Annotated in this window: 23 protein-coding genes; 9 read left to right on the forward strand and 14 right to left on the reverse strand. The window is 66.7% G+C overall.

From position 1 onward, the window contains the following. Positions 1 to 61 precede the first annotated feature (61 nt). Together BLS66_RS02670 and BLS66_RS02675 are read left to right on the forward strand one after the other, a co-directional pair. A complete protein-coding gene (locus BLS66_RS02670; RefSeq protein WP_057493486.1) occupies positions 62 to 910 on the forward strand; it encodes an XOO1806 family protein in 849 nt (282 codons plus the stop codon). A gap of 383 nt (positions 911 to 1,293) precedes the next feature. Then, positions 1,294 to 4,176, forward strand: coding sequence for a TonB-dependent receptor (locus tag BLS66_RS02675; protein WP_074725014.1), 2,883 nt, complete (start codon positions 1,294 to 1,296; stop codon positions 4,174 to 4,176). 138 nt (positions 4,177 to 4,314) lie between these two features. Here BLS66_RS02675 and BLS66_RS02680 read toward each other — a convergent pair whose 3' ends face one another. After that, positions 4,315 to 4,917, reverse strand: coding sequence for a TetR/AcrR family transcriptional regulator (locus BLS66_RS02680; protein ID WP_005418411.1), 603 nt, complete (start codon positions 4,915 to 4,917; stop codon positions 4,315 to 4,317). A gap of 152 nt (positions 4,918 to 5,069) precedes the next feature. Here BLS66_RS02680 and BLS66_RS02685 point away from each other — a divergent pair, with 152 nt between their 5' ends. The 3 genes from BLS66_RS02685 to BLS66_RS02695 all read left to right on the forward strand — a co-directional run bounded on the left by BLS66_RS02685 (position 5,070) and on the right by BLS66_RS02695 (position 9,004). Then, positions 5,070 to 5,987: an alpha/beta fold hydrolase gene (locus BLS66_RS02685; protein WP_074725015.1), complete on the forward strand. Its 918-nt coding sequence runs from the start codon at positions 5,070 to 5,072 to the stop codon at positions 5,985 to 5,987. Then, positions 5,984 to 8,461 carry an acyl-CoA dehydrogenase gene (locus BLS66_RS02690; RefSeq protein WP_053506718.1) on the forward strand — a complete coding sequence of 826 codons (2,478 nt, stop codon included), beginning with the start codon at positions 5,984 to 5,986 and terminating at the stop codon, positions 8,459 to 8,461. Before BLS66_RS02685 ends, BLS66_RS02690 begins: the two co-directional genes overlap by 4 nt. Positions 8,462 to 8,536: 75 nt before the next feature. Continuing rightward, the gene (locus tag BLS66_RS02695; protein ID WP_064239027.1) at positions 8,537 to 9,004 is read left to right on the forward strand and encodes a hotdog fold domain-containing protein; all 468 of its coding nucleotides are present in this window, start codon (positions 8,537 to 8,539) and stop codon (positions 9,002 to 9,004) included. Positions 9,005 to 9,494: 490 nt separating this feature from the next. Here the strand turns inward: BLS66_RS02695 and BLS66_RS02700 are convergent, their stop codons facing one another. Together BLS66_RS02700 and BLS66_RS02705 are read right to left on the reverse strand one after the other, a co-directional pair. After that, positions 9,495 to 9,845: a DUF1304 domain-containing protein gene (locus tag BLS66_RS02700; protein ID WP_049469749.1), complete on the reverse strand. Its 351-nt coding sequence runs from the start codon at positions 9,843 to 9,845 to the stop codon at positions 9,495 to 9,497. Positions 9,846 to 9,921: 76 nt separating this feature from the next. Then, a complete protein-coding gene (locus BLS66_RS02705; RefSeq protein WP_049469753.1) occupies positions 9,922 to 11,250 on the reverse strand; it encodes an NTP/NDP exchange transporter in 1,329 nt (442 codons plus the stop codon). Positions 11,251 to 11,534: 284 nt separating this feature from the next. On the opposite strand from BLS66_RS02705, the gene BLS66_RS02710 reads away from it, so the two are divergent. Next, on the forward strand, positions 11,535 to 12,935 hold the full coding sequence (locus BLS66_RS02710; protein WP_049469759.1) for a serine hydrolase domain-containing protein: 1,401 nt from the start codon (positions 11,535 to 11,537) through the stop codon (positions 12,933 to 12,935). Positions 12,936 to 13,076: 141 nt separating this feature from the next. On the opposite strand, the gene BLS66_RS02715 is transcribed toward BLS66_RS02710, so the two are convergent. Beyond that, the gene (locus BLS66_RS02715) at positions 13,077 to 13,835 is read right to left on the reverse strand and encodes an SDR family NAD(P)-dependent oxidoreductase (protein WP_074725016.1); all 759 of its coding nucleotides are present in this window, start codon (positions 13,833 to 13,835) and stop codon (positions 13,077 to 13,079) included. A gap of 114 nt (positions 13,836 to 13,949) precedes the next feature. Here BLS66_RS02715 and BLS66_RS02720 point away from each other — a divergent pair, with 114 nt between their 5' ends. Continuing rightward, entirely contained in the window at positions 13,950 to 14,873 is a 924-nt protein-coding gene (locus tag BLS66_RS02720; RefSeq protein ID WP_074725017.1) for a LysR family transcriptional regulator, read from the forward strand. Between the two features lie 119 nt (positions 14,874 to 14,992). Here the strand turns inward: BLS66_RS02720 and BLS66_RS02725 are convergent, their stop codons facing one another. From BLS66_RS02725 to nudE, 10 genes are all read right to left on the reverse strand, one after another. Continuing rightward, on the reverse strand, positions 14,993 to 15,487 hold the full coding sequence (locus BLS66_RS02725; protein WP_049469766.1) for a hypothetical protein: 495 nt from the start codon (positions 15,485 to 15,487) through the stop codon (positions 14,993 to 14,995). A gap of 775 nt (positions 15,488 to 16,262) precedes the next feature. Further along, positions 16,263 to 16,658, reverse strand: coding sequence for a glycine cleavage system protein GcvH (gene gcvH / locus BLS66_RS02730; RefSeq protein WP_049469771.1), 396 nt, complete (start codon positions 16,656 to 16,658; stop codon positions 16,263 to 16,265). Between the two features lie 94 nt (positions 16,659 to 16,752). Beyond that, the gene (gene gcvT / locus BLS66_RS02735) at positions 16,753 to 17,865 is read right to left on the reverse strand and encodes a glycine cleavage system aminomethyltransferase GcvT (protein WP_074725018.1); all 1,113 of its coding nucleotides are present in this window, start codon (positions 17,863 to 17,865) and stop codon (positions 16,753 to 16,755) included. 131 nt (positions 17,866 to 17,996) lie between these two features. Then, the gene (locus tag BLS66_RS02740; RefSeq protein WP_064239032.1) at positions 17,997 to 18,440 is read right to left on the reverse strand and encodes an NfeD family protein; all 444 of its coding nucleotides are present in this window, start codon (positions 18,438 to 18,440) and stop codon (positions 17,997 to 17,999) included. Position 18,441: 1 nt separating this feature from the next. Beyond that, positions 18,442 to 19,401, reverse strand: a complete 960-nt coding sequence (locus BLS66_RS02745) for an SPFH domain-containing protein (protein ID WP_049469781.1) — start codon at positions 19,399 to 19,401, stop codon at positions 18,442 to 18,444. A gap of 66 nt (positions 19,402 to 19,467) precedes the next feature. After that, complete coding sequence (locus BLS66_RS02750; RefSeq protein ID WP_049469782.1) at positions 19,468 to 19,770, reverse strand: Mpo1-like protein; 303 nt, start codon at positions 19,768 to 19,770, stop codon at positions 19,468 to 19,470. Between the two features lie 125 nt (positions 19,771 to 19,895). Beyond that, entirely contained in the window at positions 19,896 to 20,225 is a 330-nt protein-coding gene (locus BLS66_RS02755; RefSeq protein WP_049395784.1) for a YnfA family protein, read from the reverse strand. Then, complete coding sequence (gene mazG, locus BLS66_RS02760) at positions 20,222 to 21,061, reverse strand: nucleoside triphosphate pyrophosphohydrolase (protein WP_064239034.1); 840 nt, start codon at positions 21,059 to 21,061, stop codon at positions 20,222 to 20,224. The genes BLS66_RS02755 and mazG overlap by 4 nt, the downstream gene beginning before the upstream one ends. A gap of 14 nt (positions 21,062 to 21,075) precedes the next feature. Continuing rightward, positions 21,076 to 21,879: a 3'(2'),5'-bisphosphate nucleotidase CysQ gene (cysQ, locus tag BLS66_RS02765; protein WP_049469789.1), complete on the reverse strand. Its 804-nt coding sequence runs from the start codon at positions 21,877 to 21,879 to the stop codon at positions 21,076 to 21,078. After that, on the reverse strand, positions 21,876 to 22,439 hold the full coding sequence (gene nudE / locus BLS66_RS02770; protein ID WP_053506078.1) for an ADP compounds hydrolase NudE: 564 nt from the start codon (positions 22,437 to 22,439) through the stop codon (positions 21,876 to 21,878). Before nudE ends, cysQ begins: the two co-directional genes overlap by 4 nt. A 77-nt stretch (positions 22,440 to 22,516) precedes the next feature. Between nudE and bioA the strand changes: the two genes are divergently transcribed. Together bioA and BLS66_RS02780 are read left to right on the forward strand one after the other, a co-directional pair. Beyond that, positions 22,517 to 23,908 (forward strand): adenosylmethionine--8-amino-7-oxononanoate transaminase, encoded by a 1,392-nt coding sequence (gene bioA, locus BLS66_RS02775; RefSeq protein WP_244152939.1) that lies wholly within the window; start codon positions 22,517 to 22,519, stop codon positions 23,906 to 23,908. Next, a complete protein-coding gene (locus BLS66_RS02780; protein ID WP_074725020.1) occupies positions 23,899 to 24,636 on the forward strand; it encodes a 16S rRNA (uracil(1498)-N(3))-methyltransferase in 738 nt (245 codons plus the stop codon). The genes bioA and BLS66_RS02780 overlap by 10 nt, the downstream gene beginning before the upstream one ends. Positions 24,637 to 24,783 lie beyond the last annotated feature (147 nt).

Genomic DNA, 24,783 nt, shown 5'->3' on the forward strand with positions numbered 1-24,783 from the left:
TAGGATCAAGTTCCCGTCCCCACGGGAACTTCCGTTGTCTGTCCCTGTCTGAACTGGTCCGATGCGTACCTTCCTGCGTCTACCGCTGGCCCTGCTGATCGCCCTTGGCGCGATCACGGGCGCGCATGCGCAGAGCAAGGACACCCGCACCGTGCTGCCGGTATGGAACAAGGGCAGCGGCAAGGTGGAGGCGCTGCTGTACCTGGAGCCGACCGGCGAACAGGCGGCCGGCGCCCGCTGGCATTTCGGCCGCAATTCCCTGGACGCGGCCTTTGGCCTGTCGTCCGGCGATTCGCTGGGCCTGCTCTGCAACAGCAGCAGCGGCACCAGCATCAGCGGACTGGCCAGCCACTGCATGCTGGCCAGCCTGGGCGACGACGATGACCTCAACAGCCGCCGCTTCACCGGCACTGCGGCACTGAACCGTGGCAACAGCCGCCTGGGCATCACCGCCGGCACCGGCCGTGAAACCCTGCCGGCCTGGTTGTCGGGCCCGAACAAGACGCCCTCCCTGCGTGCCGAGCAGAACGATCTGACCGTGTTCGCGCAGAAGAACATCGGGCGCGAAGGCTTCGTGTCCATCGCCGGCACCTATGCCAAGGCCCGCCTGGTCCCGCTGGCCGACGCCTCGCCGGCCCTCGTCGATCGCTGGGACAGCAAGAGCCTGAGCCTCGGTGCCGGTTACGGCAACTTCACCGGCAGCATCATCGGCCGCGTGGTCGACGTCCCGGGCAAGCCCGGCAAGTGGGAAGGCCTGGGCATCGGCCTGACCTGGCGGACCCCGTGGTCGGGCCAGCTCACCGTCGGCGCCGAGAACGTGATCAGCCGCGGCAAGAACCCGTTCTCCCCGCGCAATGAAAGCAACGACGACGGCACCGTGCCGTATGTCCGTTACGAACAGGATCTCTGATCCCCGCAGTCACGCTGTGCAGCGACAGACCCGAGGGCGCCGAAAGGCGCCCTTTGCATGTGCGTGCCGGACGCATAAAGACGCGTTCGCAATGGTCGCTGGGAAATGAAACACAACGCGCCGAAATACTCGGATACATAACAACGGAAACTTTTTTCATCATTCCTTGTTAACAAACGAGGCATGACGAATTGACCCTGCCGGCAACTCTTTGACTGGGTTGGGAAAAGTTGATTTTTACCAGAATCACAGTCTGGATTAACACAGCTTTAATTCTTGGCGAACGCCCGTTACTATCGGGTCAGCCTCGCGATTTGGGAGCGCTTTTTCGCTCCCCCGCCGGGCATTAACCCCAGCCAAGATTTCTTGGAGAGAGAGAGCCAATGAAACTCAAGTCCAGCCAGCTGCGTGACGCAGTTGTGATCGCGCTTGTTGCCGGTGCCACCACCGCAACGGCCCACGCCCAGGAAGCCACCAACCTCGACCGTATCGAGGTCACCGGTTCGCGCATCCGCCAGGTCGATACCGAAACTGCACAGCCGGTGTTGAGCCTGAGCCGCGCCACCATCGAAAAGAGCGGCTTCAAGACGGTCGCTGACGTGCTGCAGAACATTTCTGCCGCCGGCAGCCCGGCCATCAGCCGTTCCGAACCGCTGTCCTCCGGTGAGATGGTCGGCGGCTACTACATCGACCTGCGCAACCTGGGTGCACAGCGCACCCTGATCCTGGTCGATGGCAAGCGCCTCGGCGCCAGCGTCAGCGGCTATCAGGACGTGTCGCAGATCCCGTCGGCCATCGTCGAGCGCATCGACGTGCTGAAGGACGGCGCTTCCTCGGTGTACGGTTCCGACGCCATGGCCGGCGTGATCAACATCATCACCCGCAAGAACTTCGAAGGCCTGGAAGTCAACGCCTACACCGGGCAGTACAGTGAAGGCGACGGCCAGAAGCAGAGCGCCGATTTCGTGGCCGGCTTCACCGGCGATCGCGGCTCGATCACCATCGGTGCCGAGTACTCCAACGAAAAGGCGGTGTGGGCCAAGGACCGCTGGTTCTCCGAATCGTCGCGCACCAATCGCCATCCGACCGCTGGCTGGACCTCGGTCAGCCAGTGGGGCTCGGTGTACGACCCGACCGATCCGGACGCACCGTCGCTCACCCTCAATCGCGGCGGCAATCCGTACAACGCGGCGGACTTCCACGAAACCGACCTGACCCCGATCACCGGTGACGTGAGCAACTCCAACCAGCAGATGCAGCTGCTGACCCCGACCAAGCGTCGCAGCGTATTCGCCAACCTGCAGTACGACCTCACCGACAATGTCCGTTTCAGCGGTGACCTGCTGTACACCCGCCGCGAATCGGAAGCGCAGGTGGCCGGTTACCCGCTGCAGTCCGAAGCCTACGCCAACCTCGGTTCCATCTGGTCGGCCGACAGCTACTACAACCCGTTCGGCCAGGACATGGCGTATGTCCGCCGTGGCTGGGAAGTGCCGCGCGTTTCCAACAACAAGCTGACGACGTTCCGCTTCAGCGGCGCGCTGCAGGGCTCGTTCCAGTTCAAGGACAAGTACTTCGACTGGGAAGCCGGCTACCTCTACCAGAACTCCGAAAACAACCAGAGCCAGACCGGCAACTACAACGTCCTGGCGGCCAACGCCGCCACCGGGGCCTCGTTCTACAACCCGGCAACCGGCCGCGTGGAGTGCGGAACCGCTGCGGGCCTGGCTGCGGGCACCAACCCGGCCTACGGCCCCGGCGCCGGCGGCTGCATCCCGTGGAACCCGGCCATTCCGTTCGGCCGCACCGGTGATGGCGGCTTGACCGGCAATCCGGACCTGCAGCAGTTCCTGTTCCCGACGACGCACAACGTCGGCGAAACCACGATGACGTCCTACTACGCCAACATCGCGGGCAGCATCCTGACCCTGCCGGCAGGCGACCTGGGCTTCGCCCTGGGTTACGAGTACCGCGAAGAGAAGGGCAACTTCAATCCGGACGCACTGTCGCAGTCGGGTTACTCCACCGACCTGGCGGCTGGCCCGACCGGCGGCAAGTACGACGTCAATGAAGTGTACCTGGAGCTGAACGTACCGATCCTGGCCGACCTGCCCGGTGCCAAGGAACTGAGCCTGAGCGCAGCCACCCGCTTCTCCGACTTCAGCACCTTCGGCAACACGACCAACAGCAAGTTCGGCCTGAAGTGGCGCCCGATCGATCAGCTGCTGGTCCGCGCGACCTACTCCGAGGGCTTCCGCGCGCCGACCATCGCCGACCTGTACGGCGGCAGCTCGCAGTCCTTCGAGTACTTCACCGATCCGTGCGATACCTCGTTCGGTCTGGCCGCAACCGATGCCGCCACGGCCCAGCGATGCGCTGCCGCCCTGGGTGCACTGGCCCCGAACTTCCGCCAGCTGAAGCAGGGTTACGTCCCGGCGGAAGGCCCGGATGAGCAGAGCCCGGTGCCGTTCACCTCCGGCTCCAATCCGAACCTGACTCCGGAAACGTCCAAGTCCAAGACCGTTGGCCTGGTCTGGAGCCCGACCTTCGCCCCGGGCCTGAACCTGAGCCTGGACTGGTTCAACATCAAGATCGAGAACACGATCGTTTCCGATACCCCGACGGATCAGCTGAACGACTGCTACGTTCTGGGCATTGCTGAGCGCTGCAGCACCTTCACCCGTGACGCCACGCTCGGCTACGTCAACAACCTGACCTACGGCAGCCGCAACGCCGGCTTCATCGAAACCGAAGGCTTCGACTTCGATGCAAGCTACCGCTATGCGACCGACACCTGGGGCAGCTTCAACTTCAACCTGCAGAACACCTACGTCACCAAGAACGTCCTGAAGACGGCCAATGATGACTCCCCGGTGCAGATCTACAATGGCTTCGGCAGCAACTTCCGCCTGCGTTCGAACCTGACCGTTGGCTGGGAATTCGGCGACTTCGGCATCACCTGGGGCACCCGCTACTTCTCCAGCGTGAAGGAGCGTTGCTACTACGCCACCGAGTGCTCGCTGCCTGACTACGGCTCGCCGGATCCGGCCCGCAACCAGGCGCAGAACAAGCGCGGCGCCACCACCTTCCACGACGTCCAGGTCTCCTGGAACGCGCCGTGGAATGCGACCATCGCGGTCGGTGCACGCAATGTGTTCGACCACTACGGCCCGCAGATGTACTCGGCGCCGAACTCGCAGTACTCCTACTACGGCGGCTACGACATCGGTCGCCTGATCTACATGCAGTACAAGCAGAAGTTCTGATCGGTACTCCGATCAGCTGATGCCGCAACGGCCCCGCAAGGGGCCGTTGTTCGTTATGCCGCCTGGAAAGGGGCTGCGCCGCCTGAAAAAAAAACCGCGGCATCGCCGCGGCCTTTGTTCACCCTGATCCCGGGGCGCTCATCCGTTCGGAATCAGCGTCTCGATCAGATGCTCGACGTACGCTTCGAAGTCCTCGCGCGCCTGCTTGGGCTGCTGCAGCTGCAGCGACAACTGCAGGAAGCCGACGTAGGCGGCATAGGCCAGGCGCGCGCGATGGCGTGCATCGGTCGAGCTGAGGCCGGCCTGTCGGAACGAGGCGACCAGATAGTCGAGGCGACGCTGCGAGACCCGGTCGATCACCGGCCGCACCATCGGATGGTCCAGCGCCTTCAGCAATTCGCTGTAGATGATGTGCGGCTGCACTTCATGCGCCACCATCTGGAACAGCTGGCGCAGGCGCACGCGCGGATCCGGCACGTCTTCCAAGCTGCCGAATACCTGTTCCTGCTCAAACAGTTCCCAGCGTTCCAGTGCCGCCTGCAACAATGCGTCGCGCGAGGGGAAATGCCAGTAGAAACTGCCCTTGGTGACACCCAGTCGCCGAGCCAGGGGCTCCACCGCGACGGCGCCGACACCTTGTTCAGCAATCAGATCGAGGGCCGCCTGGGCCCAGTCTTCGGCACTCAGGCGGCTGTTGCGGCCGGCGCGCGGTTCGCCGGCGGAAGCGTCAGGTTGATTCATGGACTGATTTAACCATACGCCGGGGTTCGTTGCAGTACGCGGTTGCGGTCGAAACCGTCACAGGGTCCCGTGAGCCCCTCTCCAGGCACCTTCCGCAGCGCACCATACCATGCAGTATTGACATCCCTCGGAAGCGATCCATACTAGCAAGTATGGTTACGTCCCCAACTCCCGCTGCGTTTCATGACCTGCGCTTGGACGCCGCCCATGGCGCTCGCCTGGCGGCGACCGTAAGCGACCATGGCCGGCGCGACCGGGTGCTGTTCGCGCATGGCTTCGGCCAGACCCGCCACGCCTGGAATGCCACCGCCCGCGCACTGAACGCGGCCGGCCTGCAGACGCTGGCCTACGACGCGCGCGGCCATGGCGATTCCGACTGGAATGGCGCCGACCTGCCCTATCACGGCGAACAGTTCGCCGACGACCTGATCGTGCTGGCCGGTGAACAGCCGCGCCCGCCGGTACTGGTTGCCGCCTCGATGGGCGGGCTGTTCGGGCTGCTGGCCGAGTCGCGCTGGCCGGGGCTGTTCTCGGCGATGGTGCTGGTCGACATCACCCCGCGCTGGGATACCGCCGGTGTCGAGCGCATCCTCGCCTTCATGACCGCCCATCCCGACGGCTTCGCCTCGCTGACCCAGGCCGCCGACGTGATTTCGGCCTACATGCCGCACCGTCCGCGCAAATCCGAGCAGTCGCTGCGTGCGCTGCTGCGCGAGGACGGCCACGGGCGTTGGCGCTGGCACTGGGATCCGCGCCTGGTGGCCGAACTGGCCCGCGACAGCGAGCAGCATCAGGATGCGCTGGCCGACGCAGCGCGCCAGGTGAAGTGCCCGCTGCTGCTGGTCAGTGGCGGCCGCAGCGACCTGGTCACGCCACAGACCGTGGCCGAATTCCTGGCGTTGGCGCCGCACGCTCGCCATGTACAGCTGCCGCAGGCCACGCACATGGTCGCCGGCGATGACAACGACGCCTTTACCGCTACTGTGTTGGACTATCTGGACGTGTTGCCCGCAGCGGACGCTGCGGCTTCGTCCGCCACAAACGAGCACGTCACCGGAGCACGCTCATGAGCATCGTTCTTCCCTTCCTCGCCCTGCTGCTGGCAGGCGCGTTCGTCGCCTACCACCGCATGCGGCTGGTTACCTGGACGCTGATCAGCGTGGCCCTGCTGGTCGCCTGCTGGTTCATTCCCTACGTCAACCAGACCGCCACGATCGTTGCCGCAGCGGTGCTGGCCGTCATCGCCGTGCCGCTGCTGCTGCCGTTCATCCGCAAGCCGCTGTTGACCGGCCCGATGATGAAGGTGTTCCGCAAGGTGCTGCCGCCGCTGTCGCAGACCGAGCGCATCGCGCTGGAAACCGGTTCGGTCGGTTTCGAGGGCGAACTGTTCACCGGTGATCCGGACTGGAACATCCTGCTGAACTACCCCAAGCCGCAGCTGACCGCCGAAGAGCAGGCTTTCCTCGATGGCCCGGTGGAAGAGCTGTGCGCGATGGTCAACGACTGGGAAATCACCCATGTCCATGCCGACCTGCCGCCGGAGCTGTGGGCCTTCATCAAGAAGAACAAGTTCTTCGGCATGATCATCCCGAAGGAATACGGTGGCCTGGGCTTCTCCGCGCTGGCCCACCACAAGGTGATCCAGAAGCTGGCCTCGGTGTCCTCGGTGGTCAGCTCCACCGTCGGCGTGCCCAACTCGCTGGGCCCGGGTGAACTGCTGGTGCATTACGGCACCCAGGAACAGAAGGACCAGTACCTGCCGCGCCTGGCCGATGGCCGTGAAGTGCCCTGCTTCGGCCTGACCGGTCCGTTCGCCGGCTCCGATGCCACCTCGATTCCGGACTACGGCATTGTCTGCAGGGGCGAGTGGAACGGCGAGCAGGTGCTCGGCGTCAAGCTGACCTTCGACAAGCGCTACATCACCCTGGCTCCGGTCGCTTCGCTGATCGGCCTGGCCTTCCGCATGTATGACCCGGATGGCCTGATCGGCGACACCCGCGACATCGGCATCACCCTGGGCCTGCTGCCGCGCGACACCGCCGGCGTCGAGATCGGCCGTCGCCACTTCCCGCTGAACTCGACGTTCCAGAACGGCCCGATCCGCGGCAAGGACGTGTTCATTCCGCTGACCCAGCTGATCGGTGGCGCGGCCATGGCCGGCAAGGGCTGGAACATGCTCAACGAGTGCCTGGCCGTGGGCCGCTCGATCACGCTGCCGTCCACCGCCAGTGGTGGTGCCAAGGCCGGTGCTGCCGTCACCGGCGCCTATGCCCGCATCCGCAAGCAGTTCGGCCTGTCGGTCGGCCGCTTCGAGGGCGTCGAGGAAGCACTGGCCCGCATCGGCGGCAAGGCGTACAAGATCAGCGCACTGTCGCAGGCTACCGCTGCCGCGGTCGACCGTGGCGACGTGCCGTCGGTGCCGTCGGCGATCGCCAAGTACCACTGCACCACCATGAGCCGTGAAGTGATCTCGGACATGATGGACGTGATCGGCGGCAAGGGCATCATCCTGGGGCCGCGCAACTTCGCTGGCCGCAGCTGGCAGGCCGCGCCAATCGCGATCACCGTGGAAGGCGCCAACATCATGACCCGCAGCCTGCTGATCTTCGGCCAGGGTGCGATCCTCTGCCACCCGTGGGTGCTGAAGGAAATGAAGGCCGCGCAGGATCCGGATACCCGCGCCGGCCTGCAGGAGTTCGACCGCAGCCTGTTCGGCCACATCCGCTTCGGCATCTCCAATGCCGTGCGTTCGTTCTGGTTCGGCCTGACCGGCGCGCGCTTCGGTGCCGCCCCGGGCGACGCCTACACCCGCCGCTACTTCCGCAAGCTGGATCGCTACTCGGCCAACCTGGCGCTGATGGCCGACATCTCGATGATGACCCTGGGCGGCAAGCTGAAGTTCAAGGAATCGCTGTCCGGCCGCCTGGGCGATGTGCTGAGCCACGTCTACATGACCAGCGCCATGCTCAAGCGCTACCACGACGAAGGCGCACCGCAGGCCGACCAGCCGCTGCTGGCCTGGGCCTTCCATGACAGCGTGCACAAGATCGAAGAGTCGCTGTCGGCCGCGCTGCGCAACTTCCCGATCCGTCCGATCGGCTGGCTGATGTGGGCGCTGATCTTCCCGCTGGGCCGTCGTGCCGAGGCTCCGGGCGACCGCCTGAGCCGCCGCGTCGCCGCCCTGCTGATGGCGCCGAACGAAGCCCGCGACCGCCTGGCCAGTGGCGTGTTCCTGACTCCCTGCGAGAACAACCCGGGTGGCCGCATCAACAGCTACCTGAGCAAGGCGATCATGGCCGAGCCGGTGGAGCGCAAGTTCCTCAAGGCGCTGAAGAGCAAGGGCATCGAGGCGCTGGATTTCAAGGCACAGCTGGACGAGGCCGTGGCCGAGGGCGTGATCACCCAGGACGAGCGCAGCCTGCTGGAAGAGCTGCGCACGCTGACCCTGGACACCATCACCGTGGACGACTTCGACACCCACGAACTGCGCGCGGCCAGCTACTACGACCGCCAGCACAAGGATCCGCATTCGCAGGCCGCCTGATCGGCCGCGATACGCGTTGCCTCGACGGCGGGCCTCGGCCCGCCGTCGCTTTATCCGCCCACCGGAATACCCACCATGTCCACGCCCCTGCTCTCGCTCTACAACCGCCTGCAGCGCTGGCCTGCCGGCAACTGGCTGTTCTCGCGCGCGGTGTGTTTCAAGGCGCCCTACTTCGCCAGCATCGCGCCGCGCATCACGCGCCTGGAACACGGGCGCTGCGAAGGCACGCTGGCCGACCGCCGCAGGGTCCGCAACCACATCGGCACGGTGCACGCGATCGCGATGTGCAACCTAGCCGAACTGACCGCCGGGTTGATGGTCGATGCATCGCTGCCGAAGGGGATGCGCTGGATTCCGAAGGGAATGCAGGTGCAGTACCTGGCCAAGGCACGGGGCACGCTGCAGGCGGTGGCGTTGCCGGCGCAGCCGATTGTCGTTGCGGCCGAGGGGTATGCGCTGCCGGTAACGGTCAGCGTGCGCGACCGCGCAGGGACGGAGGTGTTCAGCGCGGTCATCGACATGTGGATGTCGCCGGCGAAGTAGTGTTCCCGCGAACGGCGCAGCCCCTCGTGGGTAGACGGTTGATCGCGGAAAGCCCTGGCTGGGCTGGGGACGGTGGGTTCGCGGGGGACGCCGTGAACCCATCCCTGGGGGCTTGGCCGCGGCATCCATGCCGCGGACGCCCCCGCGAACCCACCGCCCCCAGCCTCGGACGGATCTCTGCGGCGCCCACCCACGCGAGAGAAAAAAGAGAGCAGAAGCAAAAGCAAAAGCGGCCCACCGGCCGCTTTTTGCTGTTGCTGTTGCTGTTGCTGTTGCTGTTGATCTTCTTTTTCTTCTCCGTGGGCTGGCCGCGCCCTGAAACTGTCAGGGGTGTGGCGGGTGGGCCGTGCAGGGGCGTTGGCGCCATGGATGGCGCCATCGAGCTTGCATGGACGTACTTGCAGCGTCCCCTGCACGGCCCACCCGCCACACCCAACACATGGCCCGCTCCACGCGACCACCCACGAGGGGCTGCGCCGTTGGCTGGAAACTACGCCAGCGCGCGAAACACCAACGCCAGGATCGCCGGCACCGCCTGGATCATGAAAATGCGGCGGCTCACGCTGTAGGCGCCATAGCACCCCGCCACCACCACACAGGCCAGCGAGAACGTCACCAGCACCGGCTGTGCCATCGCCAGCCCCACCCCGATGCCTGCCGCCAGGAAGCCGTTGTACAGGCCCTGGTTGGCCGCCAGCACGCGCGTGGTCTCGGCCTTCTCCGGCGTGTTGCGGAAGGTCTTCAGGCCCAGCGGGCGGGTCCACAGGAACATCTCCAGCACCAGGAAATAGACGTGCAGCAGTGCGACCAGCAGGGTCAGGGCGAGTGCGATCCAGTACATGGGCGGTTCCTTGGACAGGGAAGGAGAATGGGGTCAGCGCCCTTTCCCCGCGGGAAAGGGCTCTGACCCCGGCAAATCAGCGGTCGCGCGGCAGTTTCTTTTCTTCGCGCAGCACGCCGAATGCGGCAGCGGTCATGCACGCGGCCACCACCACGCCACCGATGAACACGACGTGCGATCCGAACAGGGACAGGCCCTTGTGCAGCCACGCGAAGCTCAGGTCCGCGCCGCGGTAGACCACGGTGTCGATCGCGGCGCCCGCCTTGTAGCGCCACTGCCGGTCCACGCGCGTGTAGATGGTCTCGCGCGCCGGCTTGGCCAGCGCGAACTCGCTGGCGCGGGTCATCACCTGCACCACCGCGACCATCAGCGGCATCGGCGAGGCCGCCAGCACCGAGAAGCCGATCAGGATCGCGAACCCGGGAACCAGCAGCGCCGGCGCGATGCCATGGCGCGACAGCAGCCAGCGGGTCAGGCCCAGCTGCATCAGCAGCGCCAGCGCGTTCACCGCCAGGTCGATGCGCGAGAAGAACGCGGTACTGGCCGCCGGGTCGGTGAAGGCCGCACGCACGATGCTGGCCTGCTGGTTGTACAACAGCGTGCCGACGCCCACGCCGAACACCACCATCACCGCCAGCCAGCGCAGCAGCGGCTCGCGCACGATCAGTTTCAGGCCATCCAGTACGCTGCCGCCCATCGGCTGCTCGCCGGACACCAGTTGCTGCTCGCGTTCGCGCAGCACCGCCCAGTGCCGCAGCCGCCAGATGCTCAACAGACAGATGGCGAGGAAACCGGCCGAGACCAGCATCAGGTTGGCGATGCCCACGCGTTGCACCAGCGCACTGGTGATGATCGGGCCGAGGAAGGCCCCGATGGTGCCTGCCGCGCCGATGTAGCCGTAGAAGGCGCGTGCCTGCGCGTTGGAGAACACGTCGGCCATGAAGCTCCAGAACACCGCCACCGCGAACAGGTTGAAGACCGTGATCCAGAAGAAGAACGCCATGCCGCGGCCCGGCACGCCGCTGTCGAACATGACATAGAAGCCCAGCAGGGTAACGATGAAGAAGCCATACACCGCGGGCAGGAACACGCGCCGCGGGAAGCGGCTGACCAGCCAGCCGTAGACCGGCTGCAGCACCAGCATGATCACGAACACGCAGGAGAACAGGAACTGCAGGACGAAATCCTTCAATGCGATGCCATGGCTCTGGAACCAGGCAATCAGCACGGGCGGAAACACCGTTTCCAGGTCGGCGGAAGCGGCCATCGCCTCGCGCACCGGGCGCAGCACGTAGTAGCCGCTGAGCAGGCAGAAGAAGTACAGGAACGACCACCACAGCGCCGGCGACTCGCGCAGCGCCGTCGTCAGTCCGCGCAGTGCCCCCTTGCCCGGTGCCGCGCTCACACAGCGGCCCTCGCCCGCAGACGGCGGTTGGACAGCGGCATGGCAGGCTCCGGGGGGCAGTGAAGCGCGTACGTTAGCCAATGCACCGCAACAGCGCCAGCGTGCCCCGTCCTGCCGCCTGCGACGGCGCAGGACGCAGCCCAGCGGCGACACGTTCCGACACACTTTCGGGGCGTCAAAATTCCAACTTTTTCAACGAGATGCGCATTCATCTTCGCTTTGTTTGTGCACAGAGGAAAAGCGGCGCTAGAATCGCCATCAGCAGTCGCGCACGGGTCCAACCGATGAAAAAGAACAGCCTGCGTCGTCCGATACGTTCGGCGGCTACCGGTTTGCTGGGCATGTTGATGCCCGTTGCCTTGTCCACCACCGCGCAGACCCCGCCGGCGTTGCCACCGATGCCGGCCAACATTGAATCGGCCGCCACCAGCGCCGTGCCGCACACCCAGCCAGCGGCCTACCGCACCGGGCTGGTGCCGCATGTGCAGGCGCCGGCCCCCGGCTTCAACGTCGCCAACATCGAGTCGATGGCGCAGCAGCTCACCTATGGCGAGCGCGTGCCGGGCATGGCGGTGGCGATCGTGCAGGGCGGCCGCATCCTCAGCGCGCGCGGCTATGGCGTTACCGACGTCAACAATCCGCAGCCGGTCGATGCGCACACTGTGTTCCGCCTGGCCTCGCTGTCGAAGGCGTTCGCCGGCACCATGGCCGGCCTGCTGGTCAACGACGGTACGCTGCGCTGGGACAGCAAGGTCACCGACTACGTGCCGGGCTTCCGCCTGAGCTCGCCGGAAGCAACCGATCGGCTGACCGTGGCCGATGTGCTCAGCCACCGCGTCGGCCTGCCCTACAACGCCTATGACCGCGATATCGAAGGCAACGCCGAGTACTACGCGCTGACCCAGAAGCTGGCCAACACCAGCCTCAAGTGCCTGCCGGGCGACTGCTACGCCTACCAGAACGTGGCCTTCAGCCTGATCGGCGACGTCGTCTATGCCGCGTCCGGCAGCTTTTACGAGCAGTCGGTGGAGCGCCGCATCTTCAAGCCGCTGGGCATGAACGATGCCAGCCTGGGCCTGGCCGGCATCCAGGCCAGCTCGCGCTGGGCGCGTCCGCACGTGCGCAGCCGCAATGGCTGGGTCTCGCTGACGCCGAAGCCGACCTACTACCGCGTGGCGCCGGCGGCCGGCGTCAATGCCAGCGCCAGTGACATGGCGCAGTGGCTGCTGGCCCATACCGGCCATCGCCCCGACGTGCTGCCGGCCCCGCTGCTGGCCACGCTGCATTCGAGCCTGATCAACACCCCGGGCGAAATGCGTTCGGGGTGGCGTCGCGAGCGCCTGCACTCGGCGGGCTACGCCCTGGGATGGCGCACGTTCGACTACGCCGGCCACGACGTGGTGTTCCATGCCGGCGCCGTGCAGGGCTATCGCGGCCTGGTCGCGCTGGTGCCGGAACGCGACCTCGGCATCGCCATCCTCTGGAATGGCGAAAGCGGCCTGCCCAGCGGCCTGCTGCCGACCGTGCTCGACTCTGCGCTCGGCCTGCCGGCGCAGCGCTGGCTGGACGTGGACACCGACTTTGGCAGCGACAACCTGATGGCCGAGGGTGCGAGCCCGGCGCAGCAGGACAAGCGCAAGGGCAAGGGTGCCTCCGGCAATCGCGCGGTTGCCTCGCCGCGCTGATCGGGCGGGCTCGACCGTGAGCCTGAAGGGCGGCCTGCGGGCCGCCCTTTTTGTTGTTGTGTTGAGCCGAGCCACGCTCGGCAGAGCGGCATCGTGGCGAAAAACCGCCGAGCATGGGTTCGGCGCTACAGCTCCGCAGCGCTAGTGCGCAAAGTAGTGCATGCCACCGTCCACCGGGATCACCGCACCGGTGATGTAGCCAGCCAGCGGCGAGGCCAGGAACGCCACCAGCGGCGCCACTTCCTCCGGCTCTCCGAAGCGTCCGATGGGGATGTTGCGCGCAATGAACTCGCGCCGGCTGGCTTCGGTGGGATGCAGGCGATCCAGGATCTGCGCGCTGTTGATACGCCCCGGCGCGATCGCATTCACCGTGATGCCCTGCCCGGCCAGCTCCGATGCCAGCCCCTTGCTCCACAGATGCAGTGCCGCCTTCGCCGCGGTAGCGGCATTGACCGCGCGTGGCTCCATCGAACCGCTGAAGTTGATCACCCGCCCCCATCGGCGCGCCTGCATGTCCGGCAACAGTGCCTGGGTCATCCGTCGCGCAGCGGAGAAGTTCAGGGCGATCGCCTCGTCCCATACCTCGTCAGCGGCGTCCACCGTGGTCGGACGCGAGCCTCCCGCCGCATTGACCAGGATGTCGATGCGCTGCAACGCGGCCCGCGATGCCTGTGCGACATGCAGGACGTCCTCGGCAACGGTGAGATCGCCGGCCACGACGACCGGTGCTGCGCCGCCGTCGGCTTCGATCCGTGCGGCCAATGCCAGCAGCGGTTCCTGGCGCCGCGACGTGATGGCGACGTGCACGCCCTGCGCCGCCAGCTGCCTGGCGACGGCGGCACCGATGCCGCTGGCCGCGCCCGTCACCAGTGCGGTACGGCCTGCAAGATTCAAGTCCATGGGGGTCTCCTGTCAGTGGGGCCGGTGCATCCGGCCGGTGCAGGACAGGCTGTACGATCACCCCTGATTGATAAACTCCGCGCAGGTTTCAGCATTCAACACCGGGGGTGTCAGATGAACCTGCTGGAAAGCATGCAGGTCTACGTGCTGATCGTGGACAAGGGCAGCCTCAGTGCGGCCGCGGCGGCGATGGAGATCTCCGCGACGATGGCGGGCAAGCACCTGCGTGCGCTGGAAGCCCGGCTGGGGATGCAGCTGTTGAGCCGTACCACCCGGCGCCAGCACATGACGCCATTCGGCGAGGACTACTACACGCGCTGCAAGGAGATCCTGCGCCTGGTGGAGGAGACCGACGCGCAGGCGCAGCACCAGCAGCTCTCACCGGCGGGCACGCTGCGCATCAGTGCACCGGTGATCTTCGGTACACACGCGCTGGTGCCGGCGCTGGCCGAGTACATGGCGCGTCATCCGGATGTCCGCGTCGAAGCCACGCTGACCGATCGTGTGGTCGACCTGGCCGAAGAGGGCTTCGAAGCGGCACTGCGCATCGGAACGCTGGCCGACAGCAGCGTGCTGGTTGCGCGTGCGCTGGCGCCCTATCGCCTGATGATGTGCGCCTCGCCCGCGTACCTGGCCCGGCATGGCACGCCACACAGCGTGCAGGCGCTTGCGCGGCACCAGTACAGCGTGCAGGCGCTTGCGCGGCACCAGTGCCTGTCGTTCGAACCGAGCGCGCTGGCACAGTGGCTGCAGGGCGATGCTGGCGGGCTCGACCGCGTTCCCGACGGGCGGCTGCAGATCAACAATGGCGAAGCGCTGCGTTCGGCGGCGCTGCATGGCCTGGGCATCGTCCTGCAATCGACGCTGCTGCTGGGCGCCGATGTCGACGCCGGACGCCTGGTGCAGCTGTTCCCCGAACACGGCCAGGCCGGTCGGCCGATGCACGTGGTCTACGCCCACGACCGTTACCGTTCGACCCGCCTGCGCAGCTTCCTGGATTTCCTGGTGGAGCGCTTTCCACCGGCGCCGCACCGATAACGTCGACCGTTTGAAAAGCCGTCGGGCATGGCTTGACGCTACAGGCGGCCCCATAAAAAAACCCCCTCCCCGCTGGGCAGCCAGGGAAGGGGTTTCAGGATGCGGCTATCGGGAAGTACTTAGATCAGCGGCGCCGGGGTTGCCGGCAGAGCGACCGGAGCGGCCTTCTTCTTGCGGGCGGCCGGCTTGCGCTTGGCAACCTTCTTCGCCGCCTTCTTCGGGGCAGCCTTCTTGGTGGCCTTCTTCGCGGTCTTCTTCACTGCCTTCTTGGCGGTCTTCTTGACGGCCTTCTTGGCAGTGGCCTTCTTCGCGACCTTCTTGGCAGGCTTGCGGGCCGTTGCCTTCTTGGCGGTCTTCTTGGTGGCCTTCTTGGCTACCTTCTTCGCGGCCTTCTTGGCAGTGGACTTCTTGGCGACCTTCTTTGCCGCCTTCTTCACTGCCTTCTTCGCAGTGGCCTTCTTGGCGACCTTCTTCGCCGCCTTCTTCACTGCCTTCTTGGCGGTCGCCTTCTTCGCGACCTTCTTCACTGCCTTCTTGGCAGCGGCCTTCTTCGCGACCTTCTTCACCGCCTTCTTGGCGGCGGGCTTTTTCTTCGCAGCTTTCTTGGTTGCCATGGGATGGCTCCTCGTCAGTGATAGGGAGTTGAAACGCCCAGGTGGATCAAACCCGCGGATGCTGCGTGCGGGGACCGCCGGCGCGTCAGGCGCGCCGTTACGGATGCGGCAATGCCCGCCTCGATCGGCGGAGCGGGCACTGGAACGGAAGGTGCCTTGCATTTCTCCGGGGGAAGCGGGGCCGTGTCCACCGTCATCAGGGTCGCGGTGGTCTTGAGGGGGCTGCTTCGCATCGGACGATTGATTCTGCGCACTCGGTTGGGCAGGCAAGGTCTGCTGAGGCGAAACCTAATCACGGTTTTTTTTACTGTCAACAACCCCCGCGAAAAATTTTCACATCCGCGCCATCCCGGACACCGCCTGCGCCGCCGGCACGCACGGCCTGCAATGGCGGTTGACGCGGTGACCACGTGCGCCGCAACGACCAGCGCCGATGCACACGTTGAACAAAAACCACTTGAAATAAGCACTCCGCGCAATCATGCGCAGTGCCGCCGCGCGCGTGCGCGTGCTTCGCCGATGGTTGCTGGCACCGCCGCCAACGCCAGCACAACGGGGCCGCAACGGGGGGCGAAAAGTTTTCACATCCGACTGCGTCGGAGCGGGGCGGAAACGTGGATTTGCGCAAAACTGCGCACGCCTGTCGGCACCGTTCGTCTGTCTGCTGATGCCGCGCCGAGGGCGCGCAGCGAACCGGCCGGCATGAGTCCGATGCGGTCGTCAAAACAAAAACGGCCACCCGAAGGTGGCCGTTCCAGAACCCGGAGGCGACGACTCAGTGGTCGTCGTTCTCCAGGGCTTCGGCGTACGCGTCCGGATCGAGCAGGTCGTTGATCTCTTCGGCGTTGGTCAGTTCGACCACGAACATCCAGCCTTCGCCGTAGGCATCTTCGTTGATGGTTTCCGGCTTGTCGGACAGCGCCGCGTTGACCTCGACGACCTTGCCGCTGACCGGGCTGTAGACGTCCGAGGCGGCCTTCACCGACTCGACGACGGCGATCTGCTCGCCGGCCTTGGCATCGGCGCCGACTTCCGGCAGTTCGACGTAGACCAGGTCACCCAGCAGGCCCTGGGCGTGGTCGGAAATACCGACGGTGACGCGGCCATTGCCTTCGACACGGGCCCACTCATGGGACTTGAGGAACTTGAGGTCGCCGGGGATCTCGCTCATGGGACTGCTCCAGAGATATGCAGGGGGTGGAAAAAACGGGGCTAGTGTAACCAACCGGCCGCCACTGCTGGCAGTGACGACCGGCATGTCCGGATCAGGCGTCGGCGAGCACGCCGGGCTGGGCCTGGCCTTCGCGCACGAACGGGAACTTGACCACGCGCACCGGCACCTGCCGACCGCGGATATCGACGGTGACTTCGCCGAGCTCACCGGCCGGCACACGGGCGAAGGCGATGCCCTTGGCCAGGGTCGGCGAGAAGGTGCCGGACAGGATCTCGCCCTGGCCACTGGCCGTGGTCACCGCCTGGCCGTGGCGCAGCACGCCCTTCTCGTCCATCACCAGACCGATCATCTGCCGCGCGGTGCCGGCGGCCTTCTGCGCCTCCAGCACGTCGCGGCCGATGAAGTCGCGGCCTTCGTCCAGCGACACGGTCCAGGCCAGCGCCGCTTCATACGGGCTGATCTCTTCATCCATGTCCTGGCCATACAGGTTCATGCCGGCTTCCAGGCGAAGGGTGTCGCGCGCGCCGAGGCCGGCCGGCTTCACCCCTGCCGCCAGCAGGCGGTTCCAGAACGCGACCGCGGCATCCTGCGGCAACAGGATCTCGAAACCATCTTCACCGGTGTAGCCGGTGCGCGCGACGAACAGCTCGACGCCATCATCGGACTGCGCCTGCAGGGCGGCGAAACGCCCCAGCTTGGTCAACGCGGCACGGTCGGCTTCGCGGGCCAGGCCGATCACGATGTCGCGCGCCTTCGGGCCCTGCACGGCGAGGATCGCCAGGTCCGGACGCTGCTCGACCGAAACGCCGAACGGCGCGGCCTGCTCGCGCAGCCACGCCAGATCCTTCTCGCGGGTGGATGCGTTGACCACCATGCGGAAGAAATCTTCGTCCAGGTAATAGACGATCAGATCGTCGATGACACCGCCGCGCGGATTCAGCATGCACGAGTACAGCGCTTTGCCGGTCACCTTCAGCTTGTCGATCGAGTTGGCCAGCAGGCGACGCAGGAACGGCTTGACCTGGTCACCGCGCAGGTCGACCACGGTCATGTGGCTGACGTCGAACACGCCGGCGTCGCGACGCACCAGATGATGCTCGTCCAGCTGCGAGCCGTAGTGGATGGGCATGTCCCAACCCCCGAAATCGACCATCTTGGCGCCGAGGGCGCGGTGGGTATCGTTGAGCAGCGTCTTCTGGGTCATGACCGGGTCCGGCAGCAGAGGAAACAAGAATCCCCATTATCCCAGATCGGTCGCCCGCAGGCGTGCCGCAGCGCAGCGCCGGAGCGCAAGCGCCGAGCCCACGCCCGGCGCCCGCACGAAGCGGCCCGGCTCTACAAGGAGCGGCCCGCAGCCTCGACCTGCAGCGTGCTGCCCTGCACCGCCACCACCCGCACCCACGTACCCGCCGGCAGCTCCGGGCCGCTCACCGGCCAGGACGCATCGTCGATGCTGACCCGTCCCTGGCCATCGACGATACCCTGCTGCAGTACCACCTCCCGGCCGACCAGCTGCTCGGCGCGGCGGTTGAGCAACGGCGCATCGCTGGGCCGTGCCCGCGGCCGTCCCCAGCGCCGGTAGCACTGGATCGACACCACGCTCAGCAGGACGAAGGCGATCACCTGCCACAACAGCGGAATGTCGCTGAATACCGCAACCAGCACGAACACGGCGGCCGCGCCAATGCCGATCCACAGCATGAACGCACCCGGCGCCAGCGCTTCGGCCGCGAACAGCAGCAGCGCCAACGCGCCCCAACCGACGACTTCCCAGCGCATGTCAGCCTCCGAGCGGCGGCGGCCGCTTGCCCGCGGCCTTGTTGTCCTGGCTGGCCAGCGCCTGCTTTGCCAGTTCGGCCACGCCTGCGATCGATCCGATCACCCCGCTGGCCTCCATCGGCATCAGCACCAGCTTCTGGTTCGGCGAACTGGCCAGTTCCTTGAACGCTTCCACGTACTTCTGCGCGACAAAGTAGTTGATCGCCTGCACGTCACCCTCGGCGATCGCCGCCGACACCACCTTGGTGGCCATCGCTTCGGCCTCGGCCAGGCGTTCGCGCGCCTCGGCATCGCGGAACGCGGCTTCGCGACGGCCCTCGGCCTCCAGGACGGTGGCCTGCTTTTCGCCATCGGCGCGCAGGATCTCCGACTGGCGTGAACCCTCTGCCTCGAGGATCTGCGCGCGCTTTTCGCGCTCGGCCTTCATCTGCCGCGCCATCGCGTCCAGCAGATCGCGCGGCGGCTGGATGTCGCGGATCTCGATGCGGTTGACCTTCACGCCCCAGGGATTGGTGGCATGGTCGACCACGCTCAGCAGCTGGGCATTGATGACCTCGCGCTGGCTGAGCGATTCATCCAGGTCCATCGAACCGATCACGGTACGGATGTTGGTCTGCACCAGGGCGATCATCGCCACTTCCAGGTTGGCCACCTCATAGGCGGCCTTGGCCGCATCCAGGACCTGGAAGAACACCACGCCGTCCACGCGCACGGCGGCGTTGTCCTTGGTGATCACTTCCTGGCTGGGCACATCCAGCACCTGCTCCATCATGTTCACCTTGCGTCCCACGCCGTACACGATCGGGATCAGGAAGTGCAGGCCGGGGCTCATGGTGTGCGTGTACCGCCCGAAGCGCTCGACGGTCCATTCGTAGCCCTGCGGTACCATCCGTACGGCCTTGAACAGGATGACCACGGCCACGAAAGCCAGTACCGCGGTGAAAAACATGGTCGGGAACATCTCGCTTTCCTTATCTGTGACGTCCAGGCCCCAGCATAGCGCGTGAAGGCCACATTCACAGGGGAACTACCAGGGCACGCGCCCGCGCAGGATGTCGGCGAACATCACCCAGTCGCCCATGAACGAGTACAGCGGGTGCTGGAATGTCGCCGGGCGGTTCTTCTCGAAAAAGAAATGACCGACCCAGGCGAAGCCGTAACCGCAGACCAGGGCGGCCAGCACGAGGATGGCTTGCCCGCGCAGGATTGCCGCCGCAACCAGCAGCAGCACCCCGCAGCTGCCGATGAAGTGCAGGCGGCGCGACACCGGGTGGCGATGCTCGCTGAGGTAGAACGGATAGAACTCGCGGAAGCTGGCGAAGCGGGACATGCGCGTGCTCCGGGAACCTGGGTCGTCGCCATCATGCACCATCGCCGACCTTGTGGCGCCGAGCCATGCCCGGCTTGCGCGCGCCAGCGCGGTCGGCAGGAAGCGCAGCCACGCATGGCCCGGCGCTACCCTGAAGAGGTGCGCGGCCCGAACATGATCACCGCCATGCCGGCCAGGCACAGCGCAGCGCCCAGCAGGTCCCAGCGGCTGGGGCGGATGCCGTCGACCAGCCACAACCAGAACAGCGCGGTGCCGATGTACACGCCACCGTAGGCCGCATAGACCCGCCCACTGGCGGTCGGGTGCAGCGTCAACAGCCACGCGAACAGGGCCAGGCTGGCCGCGGCCGGCAACAGCAACCAGACGCTGCCGCCCTTGCGCAGCCATACCCAGGGCAGGTAGCAGCCGACGATCTCGGCCAGCGCGGTCAGCAGGAACAGGCCCAGCGTCTTCACGCTTTCTCCGCCGCCTTGGCCTGCTGCCACAGCGCTTCCTGCGCATCCAGGTCCAGTGCGGGCAATGCGCTGCCCTGTGCTTCGGCCTGCGCCTCCATCGCACGGAAACGGCGCTCGAACTTGTGGTTGGCGCCGCGCAGGGCGGCGCCCAGGTCGACATCGGCATGGCGTGCCAGGTTCGCGCAGACGAACAGCAGGTCGCCGAGCTCTTCCTGCAGCCGCGCCTTGTTGCCCGCGATATCGCCGCGCTCGAACTCCTCGCGCAGCTCCTGCAGCTCCTCGGCCGCCTTGTCCAGCACCGGCAGCGGACCTGGCCAGTCGAAACCGACCTTGGCCGCGCGCGACTGCAGCTTCACCGCACGTTGCCACTCCGGCAGGCCGCGCGAGATGCCGGCCAGTGCGGAGGTGTCCTGCTCGCCCTTGGCGGCACGCTCGGCCCGCTTGATCGCCTCCCAGTTGCGCATCACCCCATCGGCATCGTCGACGCTGACATCGGCGAACACGTGCGGGTGGCGGCGCTGCATCTTGTCACTGATCGCGCGGGCGACGTCGGCGAAGCCGAACGCGCCCTGCTCCTCGGCCATGCGCGCATGGAACACCACCTGCAGCAGCAGGTCGCCGAGCTCGTCGCAGAGATCGTCGAGGTCGCCGCGGTCGATCGCATCGGCCACCTCGTAGGCTTCCTCGATGGTGTACGGGGCAATGGTCGAGAAGTCCTGCTCCAGGTCCCACGGGCAACCTCCCTGCGGGTCGCGCAGGCGCGCCATGATGACCAGCAGGCGTTGCAGTTGATGGCTTGCCTCGCTGCCGGCGGCAGGGGTGTCGTGCGCGCTCATGCGGCCTCCAGGAATCAGTCGGACAACCAGTCCCGCCACGGCAGGCTGGTATCACCAAGGGCGATGAAATCGCCGTTCAACAGGGTTTCGCGGCGGTTGTAGCGGAACGGCTTGCCGGTCGCCGCCGACAGCACCGCACCACCAGCGGCGTGCAGCACGCACTGGCCGGCCGCGGTATCCCACTCAGAGGTCGGGCCGAGCCGCGGGTAGACATCCAGGCCGCCTTCGGCGATCCGGCAGAACTTCAGCGACGAGCCCTGCGCGATGGTCTCGATGCGGCCCATGCGCGCCAGCAGCGCCTCGGTTTCCGGCGAACGGTGCGAGCGGCTGGCGGCAACGCGCAGCGGGGCGGTGGCCGGCGTGCGGGTACGCAGCACGGTGTCGTGCAGGCCCTGCCGCCGGTAGGCCAGCTCGCCACGCATGGCATGCCAGACGATGCCGGTGACCGGCGCCAGCACCACGCCGAAGGCCGGCGCGCCCTGGTAGATCAGCGCGATGTTGACGCTGAACTCGCCATTGCGCTTGACGAATTCACGGGTGCCGTCAAGCGGGTCCACCAGCCAGTACGCGCCCCAGTGGCGCCGTTGTTCCCACCCCACCTGTGCCGATTCCTCGGACAGGATCGGCAGGTCCGGGGTCAGCTGGCGCAGGCCCAGTTCGATGACCTGGTTGGCGGCCAGGTCGGCAGCGGTGACCGGGCTGTCGTCGTCCTTGATCTGCACCTCGAAGCCATCGGCGTACACCTGCATGATGGCCTGTCCGGCTTCCTGGGCGATGGCGATGGCGGTCTCGCGCAGGTCCGTGGTCAGCTTGATCATCGCGTTCCCTGCAGCCACTGTCGGGCGATGAACAGCGCCGCCAGCGAGCGTCCCTCGGAGAAGTCCTCGCGCAGCATCAGCTGGTCCAGATCGGCCAGCTTCCACGGCACCACTTCCAGTTCTTCCGGCTCGTCGCCGGCCAGCTTTTCCGGGTACAGGTCGCGCGCCACCACCAGCCACGACTGGTGGCTCATGTAGGTCGGGGCCAGGGTCATTGCGCGCAGCACGTCGACCCGGCGCGCACCATAACCGGCCTCTTCTTTCAGTTCGCGGTCGGCGGCCTGCTCGGGGGTCTCGCCGGCGTCGATCCGGCCCTTGACCAGCCCCAGCTCGTAGCGGTGCATGCCAGCGGCGTATTCACGTACCAGCAGCACGGTTTCGTCGTCGAGCATCGGCACCACCACCACCGCACCATGCCCACGGCTGACCAGCCGCTCAAAGCGGCGGCGTTCGCCGTTGGAGAACTCCAGGTCCAGATGCTGGCGCTGGAAGGGGCCGTTCTCCTCATCGGTGATCCGATGGATGATCGGCAAGCGACGGCCGGCACGGTCATCGTTCATGCGGGATCTCCGCGGCGACCGGCGGCTGTGCCGGGGCCGATAGAATGTGCAGGCAGCAACATGTTCATGAGCCCGAAATGCTAGCAGACCCAACCCGTTCCCCGCTGGCCAGCCATTGGCGGCAGCGCGACCTGCAGGTGCTGTGGCACCCGTGCACGCAGATGCGTGAGCATCCGGACACCCTGCCCCTGGTGCCGATCGCCCGTGGCGAAGGGGCCTGGCTGATCGACCACGATGGCAATCGCTACCTGGACGCGGTCAGCAGCTGGTGGACCAACCTGTTCGGCCACGCCGAGCCGCGCATCGGGGGCGCCATCGCCGCCCAGGCCGGGCAACTGGAACAGGTGATGCTGGCAGGCTTCGGCCACGAGCCGGCCATTACCCTGGCCGAACGCCTGCTGGCACTCGCGCCACGCCAGGCCGGCCGTGCACCGCTGGCCAAGGTGTTCTACGCCGACAACGGTTCGGCCGGCGTGGAAGTGGCGCTGAAGATGGCCTTCCAGTACTTCCAGAATCGCGGAGAGTCCCGGCGCACCCGCTTCATCGCGCTCGAGAACGGCTACCACGGCGAAACCCTGGGCGCGTTGGCGCTGGGTGACATCCCGCTGTATCGCCGGGTCTATGCGCCGCTGCTGGCCGAAGGCCTGTTCGCCCCCTCGCCCGATGCCTACCTGGCCGAACCGGGCCAGAGCGCGGCCGATCGTGCGCGGCAGGCGGCCGATGGCCTGGCCACGCTGTTCGACCAGCACCCGGGAGAAGTCTGCGCGGTGGTGCTGGAGCCACGGCTGCAGTGTGCCGGTGGCATGCGCATGCATGATCCGGTCTACCTGCAGCGCGTGCGCGAACTGTGCGACGCGCACGGCGCGTTCATGATCGCCGACGAGATCGCCACCGGCTTCGGCCGCACCGGCACCCTGTTCGCCTGTGAGCAGGCCGGGGTGATGCCGGACCTGATGTGCCTGTCCAAGGGCCTGACCGGCGGCTTCCTGCCGCTGGCCGCAGTGCTGGCCACCCAGGCGCTGTACGACGCCTTCCTCGACGACACGCGCGAGCGTGCGTTCCTGCATTCGCACAGCTACACCGGCAACCCGTTGGCCTGCGCAGCCGCGCTGGCGACGCTGGACATCTTCCGCGACGACGATGTGATCGCCCGCAACCGCGGCATCGCTTCGGTGATGGGCACGCTGGCGGCTCCTTTCAGCGACCATCCGCACGTGGCCGACGTGCGCCAGGCGGGCATGGTGGTCGCCTTCGAACTGTCGCGTGACGGCAACCGGCGCACGCCGTTCGACCCGGCCCTGCGGCTGGGCCTGCACGCGTACAAGGCCGCGCTGAAACGTGGCGTGGTGCTGCGCCCGCTGGGCGACGTGCTGTACTGGATGCCACCCTATTGCGTGGACGACGAACAACTGGAGCTGCTGGCGCATGCGACGCTGGCAGCCATCGACGAGGCGATTGCATGCGCGTGACCCGCTGCCCCATCGACCTGGCGCTGCACAGCGGCCAGACCGTGACCCTGCCGGAAGAGACGGCCAACCACCTGGTGCGGGTGATGCGCCTGCGCGAGGGAGATACCTGCGTACTGTTCAATGGCGACGGCCATGACTACAGCGCGACGCTGACCGTGGCCGGCAAGCGCGAGGTCCAGGCCCGCATCGACGCGGTGCAACCCGTCGACAACGAATCGCCGCTGGCCATCACCCTGCTGCAGGGCATCGCCCGCGGCGAGAAGATGGACCTGATCCTGCAGAAGGCCACCGAACTGGGCGTGGCGGCGATCATTCCGGTCAACGCCGAGCGGACCGAGGTGAAGCTGGATGCGGCACGGGCCGAGAAGCGCGTGGCGCACTGGAACAACGTGGTGACGTCGGCCTGTGGCCAGTCCGGGCGTGCACGCATCCCGCGGGTGGGTTCGCCGCTGTCGCTGGCCCAGGCCGCCACGGCGCTGCCGGCCGATACGCTGCGCCTGACCCTGGACCCACTGGGCGCGCATCGGCTGTCGACGCTGCAGGCTGCGCCGGCAGGCGGCATCGTGATCGCGATCGGCCCGGAGGGCGGCTGGTCACCCCGTGATCGCGATCAACTGGCTGCGGCCGGCTTCCAGGGGCTGCAGCTGGGCCCGCGGATCCTGCGCACGGAAACGGCCGGGCTGGCCGCGATTGCCGCATTGCAGGCGCGGTTGGGCGACCTGGGGTGAGGCTGATGCGCGGCAATGCCGACCGCTGGCCGGCATCCACGGGAACATGAGGTTGCCGGCCAGCGGCCGGCACTACCAGCTACCCGACCGGCGGATTACCGATCAGGCCGCCAGCGAATGTCGACGCAGGAAGCCGCTCCCGCTGGC

The organism is Stenotrophomonas pavanii, assembly GCF_900101175.1.
Lineage (GTDB): Bacteria > Pseudomonadota > Gammaproteobacteria > Xanthomonadales > Xanthomonadaceae > Stenotrophomonas > Stenotrophomonas pavanii.

What these genes read in the sequence shown, in the direction of transcription:
- BLS66_RS02720 (WP_074725017.1), top strand. Translation starts at nt 13,950, where the DNA reads ATGAACCTGCTGGAAAGCATGCAGGTCTACGTGCTGATCGTGGACAAG.
- BLS66_RS02715 (WP_074725016.1), bottom strand. Translation starts at nt 13,835, where the DNA reads ATGGACTTGAATCTTGCAGGCCGTACCGCACTGGTGACGGGCGCGGCC.
- BLS66_RS02780 (WP_074725020.1), top strand. Translation starts at nt 23,899, where the DNA reads ATGCGCGTGACCCGCTGCCCCATCGACCTGGCGCTGCACAGCGGCCAG.
- BLS66_RS02670 (WP_057493486.1), top strand. Translation starts at nt 62, where the DNA reads ATGCGTACCTTCCTGCGTCTACCGCTGGCCCTGCTGATCGCCCTTGGC.
- nudE (WP_053506078.1), bottom strand. Translation starts at nt 22,439, where the DNA reads ATGAACGATGACCGTGCCGGCCGTCGCTTGCCGATCATCCATCGGATC.
- BLS66_RS02695 (WP_064239027.1), top strand. Translation starts at nt 8,537, where the DNA reads ATGTCCACGCCCCTGCTCTCGCTCTACAACCGCCTGCAGCGCTGGCCT.
- gcvH (WP_049469771.1), bottom strand. Translation starts at nt 16,658, where the DNA reads ATGAGCGAGATCCCCGGCGACCTCAAGTTCCTCAAGTCCCATGAGTGG.
- bioA (WP_244152939.1), top strand. Translation starts at nt 22,517, where the DNA reads ATGCTAGCAGACCCAACCCGTTCCCCGCTGGCCAGCCATTGGCGGCAG.
- gcvT (WP_074725018.1), bottom strand. Translation starts at nt 17,865, where the DNA reads ATGACCCAGAAGACGCTGCTCAACGATACCCACCGCGCCCTCGGCGCC.
- BLS66_RS02685 (WP_074725015.1), top strand. Translation starts at nt 5,070, where the DNA reads ATGGTTACGTCCCCAACTCCCGCTGCGTTTCATGACCTGCGCTTGGAC.
- BLS66_RS02740 (WP_064239032.1), bottom strand. Translation starts at nt 18,440, where the DNA reads ATGCGCTGGGAAGTCGTCGGTTGGGGCGCGTTGGCGCTGCTGCTGTTC.
- BLS66_RS02680 (WP_005418411.1), bottom strand. Translation starts at nt 4,917, where the DNA reads ATGAATCAACCTGACGCTTCCGCCGGCGAACCGCGCGCCGGCCGCAAC.
- BLS66_RS02700 (WP_049469749.1), bottom strand. Translation starts at nt 9,845, where the DNA reads ATGTACTGGATCGCACTCGCCCTGACCCTGCTGGTCGCACTGCTGCAC.
- BLS66_RS02745 (WP_049469781.1), bottom strand. Translation starts at nt 19,401, where the DNA reads ATGTTCCCGACCATGTTTTTCACCGCGGTACTGGCTTTCGTGGCCGTG.
- mazG (WP_064239034.1), bottom strand. Translation starts at nt 21,061, where the DNA reads ATGAGCGCGCACGACACCCCTGCCGCCGGCAGCGAGGCAAGCCATCAA.
- BLS66_RS02710 (WP_049469759.1), top strand. Translation starts at nt 11,535, where the DNA reads ATGAAAAAGAACAGCCTGCGTCGTCCGATACGTTCGGCGGCTACCGGT.
- BLS66_RS02725 (WP_049469766.1), bottom strand. Translation starts at nt 15,487, where the DNA reads ATGGCAACCAAGAAAGCTGCGAAGAAAAAGCCCGCCGCCAAGAAGGCG.
- BLS66_RS02690 (WP_053506718.1), top strand. Translation starts at nt 5,984, where the DNA reads ATGAGCATCGTTCTTCCCTTCCTCGCCCTGCTGCTGGCAGGCGCGTTC.
- cysQ (WP_049469789.1), bottom strand. Translation starts at nt 21,879, where the DNA reads ATGATCAAGCTGACCACGGACCTGCGCGAGACCGCCATCGCCATCGCC.
- BLS66_RS02750 (WP_049469782.1), bottom strand. Translation starts at nt 19,770, where the DNA reads ATGTCCCGCTTCGCCAGCTTCCGCGAGTTCTATCCGTTCTACCTCAGC.
- BLS66_RS02675 (WP_074725014.1), top strand. Translation starts at nt 1,294, where the DNA reads ATGAAACTCAAGTCCAGCCAGCTGCGTGACGCAGTTGTGATCGCGCTT.